The organism is Paenibacillus sp. NPDC093718 (assembly GCF_050279985.1).
Lineage (GTDB): Bacteria > Bacillota > Bacilli > Paenibacillales > Paenibacillaceae > Paenibacillus_AQ.
Genome location: NZ_JBNNUS010000002.1, coordinates 840,444 through 852,721, shown reverse-complemented (window position 1 = coordinate 852,721; position 12,278 = coordinate 840,444). Strand labels below are relative to the sequence as shown.

The following is a 12,278-nucleotide window of genomic DNA, read 5'->3' as shown; positions in this document are numbered from 1 at the left end:
GAATAATCAAGGGGAGCGAGGAAGACGGATTTGAAGAAAAAAACGAAGTGGATATTGCTGAGTGTATCCGGCGTGCTGCTGTTACTGCTTGGTTTACAGCTCTATTATTCATATGTTATGAAAGATACATGGAATGAAGAAAGAATGGCAATTGCTGCCGCCAAACAGCATGGCCAATTGGTTACGTCCGGGAAAACCTATAAATCGGTGTGGGGCGAGGATAATAACTATTGGGTGATAAGCGGGAAGGATCAAGACAATCAAGATCGTATGGTATGGGTAAAATTTACGGATGACAACGTACCTGTTGAAGGTGCCGACGCTGTCCAATCCGTTTTGTTGAATACGGGGATGTCGGAAGCCCAGATGCGGGATCAGATTTATAACGAATTGCCTGGCGTAGAAATTAAGCGGTTGCTGCCTGGAATGTATGAGGGCGAGTATGCCTGGCAGCTGCAGTATGAACACAACGGTCAGCGCGGTTATCGGTTTTATCGTTTTCAAGACGGTAACACCATCGGTAATGACATTATTCTTCCAAATCAATAAAAAACGAAGTAAAGAGAGGCGTCCCTTACTATTTAAGAGGGGGCTTCTCTTTTTCTCTCTCATAATTGTAAGCGTATTCAGAAATGATAATGGAAAAACTGTTCTAAATATTTTCACAGACATGCATGAAAAAGTATATAAGATGTGATATACTCATACTTGTACAAAATGAGCATATAAAATACATGCATCCCTATATATCGTTGTTATATGTATTATTGTGTTGCAACATGATAGACAAAATTTCATACAGAAATGAAGGAGGAACTTCATGAAACTACGCATTGTACCTATCATGCTGACTGTCGTGATCTCAGCATCGGTTCTCTTTGGCGGATGGTTTCTGTATCGGCAGATGGCTTTGCAAAATCCGCTGGCCAAAGTTGTGTCACAATATGACGGCGTGAAGGATTCACATATAGATATTAAACAGAATACCGTTACTTTGAATCTTGATTTGGCACCAGATACAAATTTACAAGGTTTGGTTCAGCATATTAAGAAGGAAGGCAAGTCTGTGATTGGCAATCGGGAATTGAAAATCCTGGTGGAGGACCATTCCTCGGAAGCACTGGATCAATGGTGGGAGAAGGCGATGCTGTCAGTCGCTGAAGCGATGGATAATAAGCAATATACCGATATTCAATCATCGCTCGAGCAGCTTGCTGCCCAGTCTCCGAATTTGAAAGCAAAAGCAACGATTGATGACACTAACGTCTATGTCAGCTTGTCAGACGGCAAGTCTGGTAAATTTATAATCTTGCCGCGTCAGTCTGGCAACATGGAGGTGTGGAATCATGCCTAAATTAGCTAAAGAAATCATGTTAGGCTTTATTCCCGTATTGCTGGTATTCCTTGTATTTGTCGGCGTGAACATCGTGCCCTTGCTCATCGCTGCAGCACTTGTAGGCGGCTTGTTGTTTATCGCTAAGATGAAGGGCGGCATCGCTGTAGGCGCAGCGAATGAGCGAAAGCGGAAAAAGAGCGGACCTGCCAAGCTGACGTTCGAAGAAATCGGCGGGCAGGAAAATGCCAAGCAAGAGCTGCGCGAAGCACTGGATTTTCTGATTCGTCATGAAGACATTAAGAAATTCGGGATTCGTCCATTGAAGGGCATTCTCCTCACCGGGCCTCCGGGAACAGGGAAGACGTTGATGGCTAAAGCCGCTGCCCATTACACGGATTCGATCTTTGTCGCTGCATCCGGCAGTGAATTTGTTGAGATGTATGTCGGTGTTGGTGCAGGGCGCATCCGGGATTTGTTCAAGGATGCCCGTAACCGTGCGACAAAGGAAAACAAGCAAAACGCCATTATCTTCATCGATGAGATCGATGTCATTGGCGGTAAACGCGAAGGCGGCCAGCAGCGCGAGTACGACCAGACGCTGAATCAGCTGCTAACCGAGATGGATGGCATCTATTCGCAGGATACTCCTCGTATTCTGGTCATTGCCGCGACAAACCGGAAAGAAATGCTGGATAGCGCACTGCTGCGTCCAGGGCGTTTCGACCGTCACATTCAGGTCGATCTGCCGGATAAGAAGGGACGCACGCATATCTTGAATCTGCATGCGGGCAATAAGCCGCTGCACGAAGATGTTGACTTGGAGAAAATCGCCGAGGAAGCATACGGCTTCTCGGGCGCACAACTCGAGAGCGTCATGAATGAAGCGGCCATTTACACGATGCGCGAGAATGAACAGTTTATCCATCAGCGTCATTTGTCCATGGCGATTGACAAGGTAATGATGGGTGAGCGTTCTGACCGTGAATCGAATTTGGAAGAGAAGAAGCGCGTTGCCATACATGAATTGGGACATGCTATTATGGCAGAGCTTGTGCGTCCCGGCAGTGTGAAGCAAGTTGCACTCAGCCCGCGTGGTAAAGCGCTAGGTTATGTTCGTCATAATCCGCAGGAGGAACAATATCTATACACGAAAACCTTCCTGGAAGAGCAAATTATGATCGCGCTTGGCGGTGCGGCCGCTGAAGAGATCTTTTACGGAGGTCGAAGCACAGGCTCAAGCAATGACTTCGAGCAATCGCTGAACATCGTGGAGACGATGATGAAGTCAGGTTTGACGTCGCTGGGCATTGTTAACATGAACATGGTAACAACTGAAGAGTTAATGAAAGAGAATAATGTGATTTTGGAAGAGTTAATGAACCGCACCAAGAATCTCTTGGAACAGAAACGGCCAATATTCGACAATTCTCTTGATATCCTGTTGAAGGAAGAAATTCTCTCGGGGGAACAATTTCGTTGTCAATTTCGTGAAAACGCGCTTTTACCAGCATAAATTGTTATGCTGGTTATTTTTTTTTACTTTTTTGTCGTGCTAAGATATTATTATACTTTGTGCTCTGAAAATGTATTTTTCGACAAATGGGGTACAATAAAGTATAGAGATAAGGAAAGGGTGGAGTAGAAACCATGTACTTCAAAAAAATCGGCGTCGTAGGCGGCGGGACTATGGGGCAGGGCATTGCGGAGATGCTGGCAGCCAAAGGTCTTGACGTACTGCTCGTAGAGAAAACTCCAGAGAAACTGGACTATTCATACCGAATGATCGAGACCAGTCTAGATAAACAATTGGAGAAGTGGGGAATTACCCAGGCAGAGAAGAAATTGATACTGAACCGGATTCAAAAAGTAACTCATTTTGCCGAGCTTAGCACCTGCGATATGGTGATTGAGACCATTATAGAGGACTTGGAAGCGAAGAAAGAGGTCTTTACACAGCTTGATCAAGTATGTCCGAGCCATGTGATATTAGCAAGTAATACATCCACGCTTAGTTTGACGGAGCTCGCCAGCTCTACCAAATATCCTGAGCGTGTTATTGGCATGCACTTCATTCATCCTGTTTCCAAGGTAGACCTTGTTGAAATCATCCGCGGTCTGAAAACTTCCGATCACACGTTTACGGAAACGAAGCGCTTTGTTGAAGAAGTTTCGGATAAAAAAGGCATCATGGTATATGAGTCTCCAGGTTTCGTTACAACCCGCATGATTACCCTCATGATCAATGAAGCGATGCATTTGCTGCAAGAGGGCGTGGCTTCGGCGGAGGATATCGATGACGCAATGAGAATCGGATATAACTTCCAGCATGGACCGCTTGAGATGGCCGACCGTTTCGGTTTGGATTCCATTCTCGCTGCGCTGGAGCGCATGTTCCGCGAGTACGGCGAACTGAAATACCGTCCATCGATTGTCTTGAAGAAACTGGTCCGCGCAGGGCAACTGGGCGTTAAAACCGGAGAAGGCTTTTTCAAGTACGATAAGGATGGTGACCGGGTATGAATATTCTCGTAATTAATGCAGGTAGTTCTTCACTGAAGTATCAACTGTACAACATGACGGATGAATCCGTGCTGGCAAAAGGCTTGGTCGAACGGATCGGCATGGATTCCTCGATTCTGACGCATAAGCCGACGGGAAAACAGGACGTTACCGAAGTCAGCGAAATTCTGGAGCATACCACGGCTATCCGCAAAGTGCTGGGCATGCTCACGAACGAGGAGCACGGTGTGATCGATTCCATCGACAGCATTCAGGCCGTTGGACACCGCGTCGTGCACGGCGGGGAGTCTTTTAAAGAATCCGCGCTCGTTGACAGTGACGCCAAAGCGGAAATCCGCCGCTTGTTCGATTTGGCTCCGCTTCACAATCCCGCATCGATGATGGGGATTAAAGCAGCAGAAACCAATATGCCGGGCGTCCCGCAGGTGGTTGTATTTGATACGGCGTTCCATCAGACGATGCCGGAGAAATCATACCTGTACGCTATTCCGCGAGTACTTTATAATAAATATAAAGTACGTCGTTACGGTGCGCACGGCACGTCCCACGCCTATGTCAGCCAGGCAGCGGCAGAATTCCTGAACCGGCCGCTGGAGGATCTGAAGATCATTACCTGCCATATCGGTAACGGTGCTTCCCTGACGGCAGTAAAAGGCGGAAAATCCATCGATACCTCCATGGGGATGACCCCGCTGGAAGGACTCATGATGGGTACGCGCAGCGGTGATTTGGACCCAGCGATCGTACCGTTTGTCATGAATAAGGAAGAGCTGACCGTCAATGAAGTGAACTCCATGCTGAACAAGCACAGCGGCTTGCTGGCGATTTCCGGAATCAGCAGTGATATGCGCGAAATTACGGAAGGCATGGAAAAGGGCGATCCGAACTCCACATTGGCCTTTGAAATGTATGAGTATCGCCTTCGTAAATACATCGGGTCTTACGCTGCCGTCATGAATGGCGTGGATGTCATCGTATTTACTGCGGGCGTCGGCGAGAATTCGATCGTTCTTCGTCAAAGAGTGCTTGAGCAGCTTACCTATCTCGGAGTAGAATTGGATGAGGAGCTGAACAGCATTCGTTCCGGCGAGCCACGCCGTATTTCTGCGGCGAATTCGAAGGTCGAGGTACTTGTGATCCCTACCAACGAAGAACTGGTTATTGCTCGGGATACGCATCGTATCGTACAAGCTTCCAACCGTTAAATAGTAGTGATATAAGGGAGAGATTTAAGCATGGCCACCAAAAGTGTGATTCGTAACGTCAACCAGCATGTCGGTGAGACCGTCACGATCGGCGCCTGGATCAACAACAAGCGTTCCAGCGGAAAGATCCAATTCCTTCAGCTTCGCGATGGATCCGGATATATCCAGGGTGTTGTTGTGAAGAGCGAAGTATCCGAACAAGTATGGGATGACGCGAAAAGCCTGACACAGGAAAGCTCTTTGTATGTGACGGGTGTTATACGTGAAGAGCCGCGGAGCCAATCGGGATACGAGATGACGGTTACCGGCATTGAAATCATACATCTTACGGAAAACTATCCGATTACGCCTAAAGAGCATGGTGTCGATTACTTAATGGACCATCGTCATCTGTGGCTTCGTACCCAGAAGCAACGTGCGATCATGGTGATCCGTGCTGAAATTATCCGTGCGGTTCAAGATTACTTTGATTCCAACGGATTTACGCTGGTGGATCCGCCGATTTTGACCCCAACTTCCGCGGAGGGTACAACGAACCTGTTCCACACGAAGTATTTTGATGAGGATGCTTATTTGACCCAGAGTGGACAGTTATATATGGAAGCTGCCGCTATGGCGCTCGGTAAGGTATACTCCTTCGGTCCGACGTTCCGTGCCGAGAAGTCCAAAACTCGCCGTCACCTGATCGAGTTCTGGATGATTGAGCCTGAGATGGCCTTCACGGACCATGAGGGGAGTCTTCAGATACAGGAGCAGTTCATTAGTCATGTGGTGCAATCCGTGGTTAAAAACTGCCGCCAGGAGCTTGAAACGATCGGTCGCGACATTTCGAAGCTGGAGGCGATCCAGGCACCATTCCCGCGGATTACGTACGATGAGGCTATTGAATTCCTGCATACGCAAGATTTCGATATTCCTTGGGGGGAGGATTTTGGCGCGCCTCATGAAACGGCCATTGCCGAGAAGTATGACAAGCCGGTCTTTATTACCCATTACCCGGCGGGAATCAAGGCTTTCTACATGAAGCCGGATCCGAATCGTCCGGAAGTCGTTCTGTGTGCGGATATGATCGCTCCGGAAGGTTATGGCGAGATTATTGGCGGATCGCAGCGGATCGACGATCCGCAGCTGCTTGAAGAGCGCTTCAAGGAGCATGATCTGTCGATGGAAACCTATCAATGGTATATGGATTTGCGTAAGTACGGCACTGTTCCTCATTCCGGCTTCGGTCTAGGTCTTGAGCGTACCGTTGCCTGGATTTGCGGTTTGGACCATGTGCGTGAAACGATTCCGTTCCCACGGACTCTGTACCGGTTGTACCCGTAAGCCGTGAGAGGTGAGTCTATGGACCACGACGGTAACGTGGACACAGGCGTGAATGGGTGGACGGCCGGCGCCGCTGCCGGCATGAGCCAAGGAATGGCGATCATTCCTTATGCCTTGCTCATGCATTACCGGTCACTTGGATTAAGCGATCGTGAAGCCATGCTGGTCATTCATTTGATTGGATATCAGCAGGTGGAGTTCAAGGCGTTTCCTTCGCTGGAGGAGCTTGCGGAAGTGACAGGGGCTCCCACCGAATTCATCGCTACCAGCTTGCAGCGCTTGATGAAGGTAGGGCTGATCGGGATTGATGAGTATGTGGACGAAACTCAGGGGATTCATTACGAGCGCTACAATCTCCACGGATTGTATGAAAAACTCGCCTCCTGCCTGGCTGAAGAGCACAAGGAAAAGACCCCTGAGGGAACCAAGTTTGCGTCTCCGCTTTTGAATGCCCGCCCTGCTACCAGCAAATCAGCTGTTTCGGGGAATCCTGCTCCTGAGAAGGAAGAGCGGAATTTGTTCACCATTTTCGAAAAAGAGTTTGGCCGCCCGCTGTCGCCCATGGAGCTGGAAACGATCTCCGGCTGGGTTGATGCGGATCGCTATCCGGACGAGTTGATCCTATTGGCTCTGAAAGAAGCGGTATTTGCAGGCAAACTGCATTTCCGCTACATTGACAGAATCCTGCTTGAATGGAGCCGCAACCGGGTGCGTACCGCACAGGATGCCAAAGCCTATACGCAGAAATTCAGAAATATCGGAAGATAGATAAGAAGCACGTCCGCTACGGGCGTGCTTTTTTATGCTCAATTTATTTTGTAGTCCAGGTCCATGATAACGGGAATTTTCTTATGCAGTGGGCTGAGGATTGGCAGCTAGGTCCTGTGATTAGCAGGAGAACTTCCCCGGATCAACAAATGGATATAGGTGCAGCACGCTAGAAGGGGAGTTGGAGATGAGATACAAGGCCATTATTTTTGATCTGGATAACACGTTATTAGACTATAGTCAGAGTGAAAGGACATGCATGCAGCAAGCACTGGAGCACTACCGGCTGCATGAGGATCTGACGTGGGAGGAATTCTGGAGCACGTTTGGACCGATTAATTTTAATTATTGGATGAAGCGAGTCCAGAACAATCATGATATTAGGCAGGTGCTGGAGCATTCCTTTACGGATACCTTCCTAAGGTTGAAGCGGGAGTTCAATCAATTCCGGGAGATATCGGAAACTTACTGGGGGTTGTTTTGCAGTTCCAACCATATGGAGCCTAATGCCGACCTTATTTTGGAGCATCTGCATGGTGACTTTGCGCTAGGGGTCATATCCAACGGCATTGGCGAAGCACAGCGTAAACGCCTGACAACAGGAGGCTTGTTTCATTATTTTGACTCCTTCATCATTTCGGATGAGGTGAAGTGCTGGAAGCCGGACCCGCAGATCTTTGAACTCGCATTACAGGAATTGGCTTTAAGTCCAGATGAGGTGCTGTACATAGGGGATTCACTTACGGATGATTATGAAGGTGCAACGAGAGCCGGAATTGATTTTTGTTATTATAATCGCCGGGGTACCCCTTTAAATGACGATCATCAACCTGCTTATATGATCAGGGATCTCCTGGAGATCAAGGATCTGGCTTAGGAATCATGCATGGAGGAGGATAATCTAATGAGATACAATCATATTTTATTTGATTTGGAAGGCATCTTGACTGATCCGCCTGAAGGCATTACGAAGCCGTAAGTTACGCACTCGGTCATCGTGGGATTATCGTAAACGATCTCTCCGAGCTGGAATGTTTTATCGGTCCTCCCCTCCAGGGTACCCGGTCCGCCAAAACCGAAATCATTCAACACGTTCTGGATACATGCCGGATTCAACCGCCTGCAGCCGTTATGATTGGAGACCGGAAGCACGATCTGATTGGAGCCCGGAACTGCGGGATACACAGCATTGCTGCGGGCTATGGTTATGGTTCCGAAGAGGAGCTGGCAGCATGCGAGCCCACTTATTATTTTAAAACCGTGGAGGAAGTGCTTCGGTCGTTTGCAAGCTTAGCTGTTTAATATCGGCTTATCAGATGAGACTGAGCCCTTCGATTTTTCGCCTAACATCGGTTATAATGGTCATAACCAGTCGGAATGTCATAATTTGTGAAGGGAGGGGTAAGATCATGATGGGAAGATTGCAGATGTGCTCTATGCAAAGTCTATATGATGAACAACGGCGGTTGTTTGCATGGAGCGATGAGAAAGTTACCGCCTGATTACCTCGTGTAGAGAGGCCGTTTATCTAATGGACTTTGCATCCTTAAAACCTTTATTTTAATTTTAAGGAGCAGAGCTACCATGAAATATATAAACGCGGATATTATCCTTCCAGAGGAACTGTTGAAGGAAGTGCAGAAATATGTACAGGGCGGGATGGTGTATATCCCGAAACCTGAAGGGTTACGCAAGAAATGGGGAGAAAACTCGGGCAGCCGGGTGTATTTGAAAAAAAGAAACCTGGAAATCCGGCAGTTGTTTGCGTCGGGCGCTACGATTGACCAGCTTTCTTCTCAATTTTGTTTATCCTGCGATTCCATCAAGAAAATCGTATATACCAAAAACAAGTAATGCAAAGTCACATTGGAACTGATTCTGATGTGGCTTTTTCTTATGTTAAAAAGTCATTTTAAACTAATCGTTATATAGGAAATGCAGCTGCTGAGCAATTATAATCATTCAAGAACGTTCAAATCCATAAAGCAGAGGTGAGTTCATGAATGAGTTTTTTCAATTTGAAACAGAAGAACAAAGATGTGCGCTGCTCGAAAGAGCCAAAAGGGTTGCGATATCGGCACTTCAGCAATATAACCTGAGATGGGTTAAGATTGAATTTATCGGTATTTCGGACACGATTACATATCAAGTTAGGACGAACCTAGATGAAATCTGCTTGTTAAGAATTCATTCGGATCGGCGGTGCAGCAATGAAATCGACCTGGAGCTTCAATTTCTGGATGCCCTTATTACCGCAGATATCAAAGTGCCGACAGGTTTAACCACTCCAAGTGGGTTAAGATGGTTTACAATCGATACAGATCATGGATTCAAAGCACCTCTTGTCACCGTTATGAAATGAGTGGATGGTGTGCAAGCGCATGAAAGACTTACAGAAGACCAGGCTTATCAGGTAGGTGTCTTGATTGCCCGACTGCATGAAGCGGCACTTGGCTTCGAAAGACCTTCTGATTGCCGGGGGCCCGTATGGGGGATAAGCACTTATAGAGAAGCGCTCGCCAAGTTGGAACGATATGCAGGGACTTTTTTGTCGGAAGCCTCATGGACACTGTACCAACTCGCAGCTGAAAAGGTTATGTCCCAGCTTCATCATATGAACGCTGACGATTGCAACTACGGCCTCATTCATGCCGATTTGCATCTAGGGAATCTGGTATTTGAAGGGGGAATTCCTCACCCGATTGATTTCGGTAGATGTGGCTACGGTTATTTTCTTTACGATTTGGCAGCAGTATTGTTGTCACTCGTTCCGAATCAACGTTTAAAAGTGCTTCAAGGATATGAAAGCATGCGGAAGTTGGGCTCGGATTATATTCAGTCTCTGGAGTGCTTTTTCATCATGATCATGATGGAGAATTATAGTCACCATGCCTCCAATCCAAGAGAGACAGAAAGTCTGAAGAGTGAGCAAATCTATGCGCTAGTCTATATCCATGAATATTTGCGCGGACGCCCGTTTCTGCTAAATGTGGTAGAGCCCGTAGAAATAGACGATGCACCAATCTCTAGTTGATCCGGCCACGATAGAAGGGTATCATGATATCATCATACGCGTTACAGAATGGGAGAGAAAAGCTTGCAAGTAACGAACCGCCCAGGTGAACATATCACCTGCTTGATCATCATGATCGCCACCATCGTATGGGTTCAATGGACATCATTCCTTCTATCCGTGGCGTGGGGAATCGGACTGATCCTGTTAATATATACTTTGTTCAAGCTTAGAAGCGTAAGCAAGATATCGATTCAGATAAATGACACGGCCATCGTGGCGCTTATCATGGTGATAGGTTTTATGCTCTATCATTCTTCTGGTGAAATCATCAAAAATGGATTAGCGGGCCACGATGCCTGGGCGATCATCCTATCGAGGTTAAGCCTGATATTATTTGTATTACCCTTTGCACTGGCGGCCGTGTTAACGAAGGGAAAACCGTTATACCTTGCAACAGGTTCATGGGGAAAAACGATTTATTTTCCATGGATATTCAAAGGCCCGGTTCAAGATCCGATCTGGCGTTTCATGCTCATATTCCTGGTTGTCGTCTGTTCCATTTTTTCATTCTTTATTGACTGGGGACAGCCGCAATTTCTCGTTCTTATCGGTTATGCACTATCATTTGCGCTGATCAATGCCTTCCTTGAGGAGCTGTTGTGGCGGGGATACATACTTAGTCATTTTGTAAGTGGGTTTGGGGAGCTGAAAGGGCTTGTCATCGCCGGAGTTACCTTTGGTTTATACCACTACCACCTGGGTTTTTCATGGCTGGTTTGTCTGCTGTTTTCAATCTTTGGTATCATGATGGGCGGCGTAGCTATTCGTTCGAAAGGTTTGGTTCCCGTGATGGTCATGCATTTTGTGATGAATGTTTTATTTGTTCTTAGCGGCATGATCCTGTAACATCCTAAAAGGGCGTCGATAGACGTTCTTTTTTTGTTTTGACCGGTATGGGCAAACTATGGGACAAGCTATGTTGGTATTGTTTTTATATTTATTCAAAAATTTTTTTGAAAAAAAGTGCAGGGTCAGCTTTCAAAGCTGACGTCTATGTATTAGGGAAGGAGGGGAGAGTTATTGATGCTGAAACGTTAATCACGCGCATTCTGCAAGGTGATCAAGAAGCCTTTCGGGAACTGGTGAACCATTACAGCCAGCACGTGTTCCATACGGCATACTCGGTCCTGCGGGATGCCAAGGAAGCGGAAGATGCGTCGCAGGAAGTGTTTATTCAAGTATACAAAGCTCTCCCCCAGTACCGATCTGAAGGCTTTAAAACCTGGATTACACGCATCACCCTAAATAAAGCGATTGATATGAAGAGGAAGCTTTCCCGTAAACCGCCGGAGCAGCTGCACGGCGAACATGATGAAGTGCTGGATAAACTCCCTTCCCGGGACGAAGACGTGGTTTCTCTGCTCGTACATAAGGAGAGAAGAGAGGAACTTCGAGAGAAAATTAAACAATTGCCGGACAATCACCGCGCCATTGTAACGGCTTTTTATTTGGAAGAGAAAAACTACGAACAAATCGCAGCCGAGCTGGATGTCACGGTCAAGACGGTGGAATCGAAATTATACCGGGCCAGACAATGGATTCGGAAATCTTGGAAGGAGGAGGAATGGAAATGAACGTAAAGGATAACGAGCTTAAGATGCTGACGGCACGATATGTTAGAGGAGAAGGCTCGGCAGAAGAACGGTCTTCTTATGAAGAGCTCATGTTATCGGATGACAGCGTGCTGGAGATCTACATGCAGGTACTGGCGGAGCTTGATTCCGAACTCCCTGGCCTGTCAGACCCGGAAACATTTACGCAGCAGGTGGTGGAACACGAACAAATTAAGCCATACACCCATAAAGCACCGCTGCGGATTCAGGAACGTCCGAAGCGATGGTACGAACGCGCGATCGTCCACTACACCATTGCCGCCTCCATTACCATGCTGTTTCTCTTCACCGGGGCATTTGACCGACTTCTTCCCGGCGAAATGAATCATGATGTTCCATTATCCGAAACACCTTCCTACAGTGAGCAATGGGTAGAAAAAACAACGGGCTGGCTTGACCAGCTATTGTCCCGATAAGAAAAAAGAAAGGAAGAT

General features: G+C 47.2%; 16 protein-coding genes. 15 read left to right on the top strand and 1 reads right to left on the bottom strand.

Translation table 11 applies throughout. The annotated features are described in order from the left end of the window. Positions 1-30: 30 nt before the first annotated feature. The 8 genes from ACQKPA_RS09655 to ACQKPA_RS09620 all read left to right on the top strand — a co-directional run bounded on the left by ACQKPA_RS09655 (position 31) and on the right by ACQKPA_RS09620 (position 8,032). On the top strand, positions 31-549 hold the full coding sequence (locus tag ACQKPA_RS09655) for a DUF5590 domain-containing protein (protein WP_427491603.1): 519 nt from the start codon (positions 31-33) through the stop codon (positions 547-549). Positions 550-820: 271 nt separating this feature from the next. Next, on the top strand, positions 821-1,354 hold the full coding sequence (locus tag ACQKPA_RS09650; RefSeq protein WP_427491601.1) for a hypothetical protein: 534 nt from the start codon (positions 821-823) through the stop codon (positions 1,352-1,354). Next, on the top strand, positions 1,347-2,849 hold the full coding sequence (locus tag ACQKPA_RS09645) for an AAA family ATPase (protein WP_427491599.1): 1,503 nt from the start codon (positions 1,347-1,349) through the stop codon (positions 2,847-2,849). Before ACQKPA_RS09650 ends, ACQKPA_RS09645 begins: the two co-directional genes overlap by 8 nt. A gap of 134 nt (positions 2,850-2,983) precedes the next feature. After that, positions 2,984-3,856 (top strand): 3-hydroxyacyl-CoA dehydrogenase family protein, encoded by an 873-nt coding sequence (locus ACQKPA_RS09640; RefSeq protein WP_071218369.1) that lies wholly within the window; start codon positions 2,984-2,986, stop codon positions 3,854-3,856. Continuing rightward, positions 3,853-5,061, top strand: coding sequence for an acetate/propionate family kinase (locus ACQKPA_RS09635; RefSeq protein WP_427491596.1), 1,209 nt, complete (start codon positions 3,853-3,855; stop codon positions 5,059-5,061). The genes ACQKPA_RS09640 and ACQKPA_RS09635 overlap by 4 nt, the downstream gene beginning before the upstream one ends. A 30-nt stretch (positions 5,062-5,091) precedes the next feature. Further along, entirely contained in the window at positions 5,092-6,387 is a 1,296-nt protein-coding gene (asnS, locus tag ACQKPA_RS09630) for an asparagine--tRNA ligase (protein ID WP_427491594.1), read from the top strand. A gap of 18 nt (positions 6,388-6,405) precedes the next feature. Continuing rightward, the gene (locus ACQKPA_RS09625) at positions 6,406-7,155 is read left to right on the top strand and encodes a DnaD domain-containing protein (protein ID WP_427491592.1); all 750 of its coding nucleotides are present in this window, start codon (positions 6,406-6,408) and stop codon (positions 7,153-7,155) included. 187 nt (positions 7,156-7,342) lie between these two features. Next, positions 7,343-8,032, top strand: coding sequence for an HAD family hydrolase (locus ACQKPA_RS09620; protein ID WP_427491590.1), 690 nt, complete (start codon positions 7,343-7,345; stop codon positions 8,030-8,032). A 38-nt stretch (positions 8,033-8,070) separates the two neighbouring features. Here ACQKPA_RS09620 and ACQKPA_RS09615 read toward each other — a convergent pair whose 3' ends face one another. Further along, positions 8,071-8,340: a hypothetical protein gene (locus tag ACQKPA_RS09615; protein ID WP_427491741.1), complete on the bottom strand. Its 270-nt coding sequence runs from the start codon at positions 8,338-8,340 to the stop codon at positions 8,071-8,073. On the opposite strand from ACQKPA_RS09615, the gene ACQKPA_RS09610 reads away from it, so the two are divergent. The 7 genes from ACQKPA_RS09610 to ACQKPA_RS09580 all read left to right on the top strand — a co-directional run bounded on the left by ACQKPA_RS09610 (position 8,287) and on the right by ACQKPA_RS09580 (position 12,260). Beyond that, entirely contained in the window at positions 8,287-8,457 is a 171-nt protein-coding gene (locus ACQKPA_RS09610) for an HAD hydrolase-like protein (protein ID WP_427491588.1), read from the top strand. The genes ACQKPA_RS09615 and ACQKPA_RS09610 overlap by 54 nt on opposite strands. A gap of 282 nt (positions 8,458-8,739) precedes the next feature. Next, positions 8,740-9,009 carry a CD3324 family protein gene (locus tag ACQKPA_RS09605; RefSeq protein WP_071218363.1) on the top strand — a complete coding sequence of 90 codons (270 nt, stop codon included), beginning with the start codon at positions 8,740-8,742 and terminating at the stop codon, positions 9,007-9,009. Between the two features lie 145 nt (positions 9,010-9,154). Then, positions 9,155-9,517 carry a hypothetical protein gene (locus ACQKPA_RS09600; RefSeq protein ID WP_427491586.1) on the top strand — a complete coding sequence of 121 codons (363 nt, stop codon included), beginning with the start codon at positions 9,155-9,157 and terminating at the stop codon, positions 9,515-9,517. 9 nt (positions 9,518-9,526) lie between these two features. Next, on the top strand, positions 9,527-10,189 hold the full coding sequence (locus ACQKPA_RS09595) for a phosphotransferase enzyme family protein (RefSeq protein ID WP_427491584.1): 663 nt from the start codon (positions 9,527-9,529) through the stop codon (positions 10,187-10,189). Between the two features lie 63 nt (positions 10,190-10,252). Next, entirely contained in the window at positions 10,253-11,077 is an 825-nt protein-coding gene (locus tag ACQKPA_RS09590; RefSeq protein ID WP_427491582.1) for a CPBP family intramembrane glutamic endopeptidase, read from the top strand. A 107-nt stretch (positions 11,078-11,184) separates the two neighbouring features. Then, positions 11,185-11,805 (top strand): RNA polymerase sigma factor, encoded by a 621-nt coding sequence (locus ACQKPA_RS09585; protein ID WP_427491580.1) that lies wholly within the window; start codon positions 11,185-11,187, stop codon positions 11,803-11,805. After that, complete coding sequence (locus ACQKPA_RS09580; RefSeq protein ID WP_427491578.1) at positions 11,802-12,260, top strand: hypothetical protein; 459 nt, start codon at positions 11,802-11,804, stop codon at positions 12,258-12,260. Before ACQKPA_RS09585 ends, ACQKPA_RS09580 begins: the two co-directional genes overlap by 4 nt. Positions 12,261-12,278: the final 18 nt, after the last annotated feature.

What these genes read in the sequence shown, in the direction of transcription:
- ACQKPA_RS09605 (WP_071218363.1), top strand. Translation starts at nt 8,740, where the DNA reads ATGAAATATATAAACGCGGATATTATCCTTCCAGAGGAACTGTTGAAG.
- asnS (WP_427491594.1), top strand. Translation starts at nt 5,092, where the DNA reads ATGGCCACCAAAAGTGTGATTCGTAACGTCAACCAGCATGTCGGTGAG.
- ACQKPA_RS09625 (WP_427491592.1), top strand. Translation starts at nt 6,406, where the DNA reads ATGGACCACGACGGTAACGTGGACACAGGCGTGAATGGGTGGACGGCC.
- ACQKPA_RS09635 (WP_427491596.1), top strand. Translation starts at nt 3,853, where the DNA reads ATGAATATTCTCGTAATTAATGCAGGTAGTTCTTCACTGAAGTATCAA.
- ACQKPA_RS09610 (WP_427491588.1), top strand. Translation starts at nt 8,287, where the DNA reads ATGATTGGAGACCGGAAGCACGATCTGATTGGAGCCCGGAACTGCGGG.
- ACQKPA_RS09580 (WP_427491578.1), top strand. Translation starts at nt 11,802, where the DNA reads ATGAACGTAAAGGATAACGAGCTTAAGATGCTGACGGCACGATATGTT.
- ACQKPA_RS09640 (WP_071218369.1), top strand. Translation starts at nt 2,984, where the DNA reads ATGTACTTCAAAAAAATCGGCGTCGTAGGCGGCGGGACTATGGGGCAG.
- ACQKPA_RS09645 (WP_427491599.1), top strand. Translation starts at nt 1,347, where the DNA reads ATGCCTAAATTAGCTAAAGAAATCATGTTAGGCTTTATTCCCGTATTG.
- ACQKPA_RS09600 (WP_427491586.1), top strand. Translation starts at nt 9,155, where the DNA reads ATGAATGAGTTTTTTCAATTTGAAACAGAAGAACAAAGATGTGCGCTG.
- ACQKPA_RS09620 (WP_427491590.1), top strand. Translation starts at nt 7,343, where the DNA reads ATGAGATACAAGGCCATTATTTTTGATCTGGATAACACGTTATTAGAC.
- ACQKPA_RS09650 (WP_427491601.1), top strand. Translation starts at nt 821, where the DNA reads ATGAAACTACGCATTGTACCTATCATGCTGACTGTCGTGATCTCAGCA.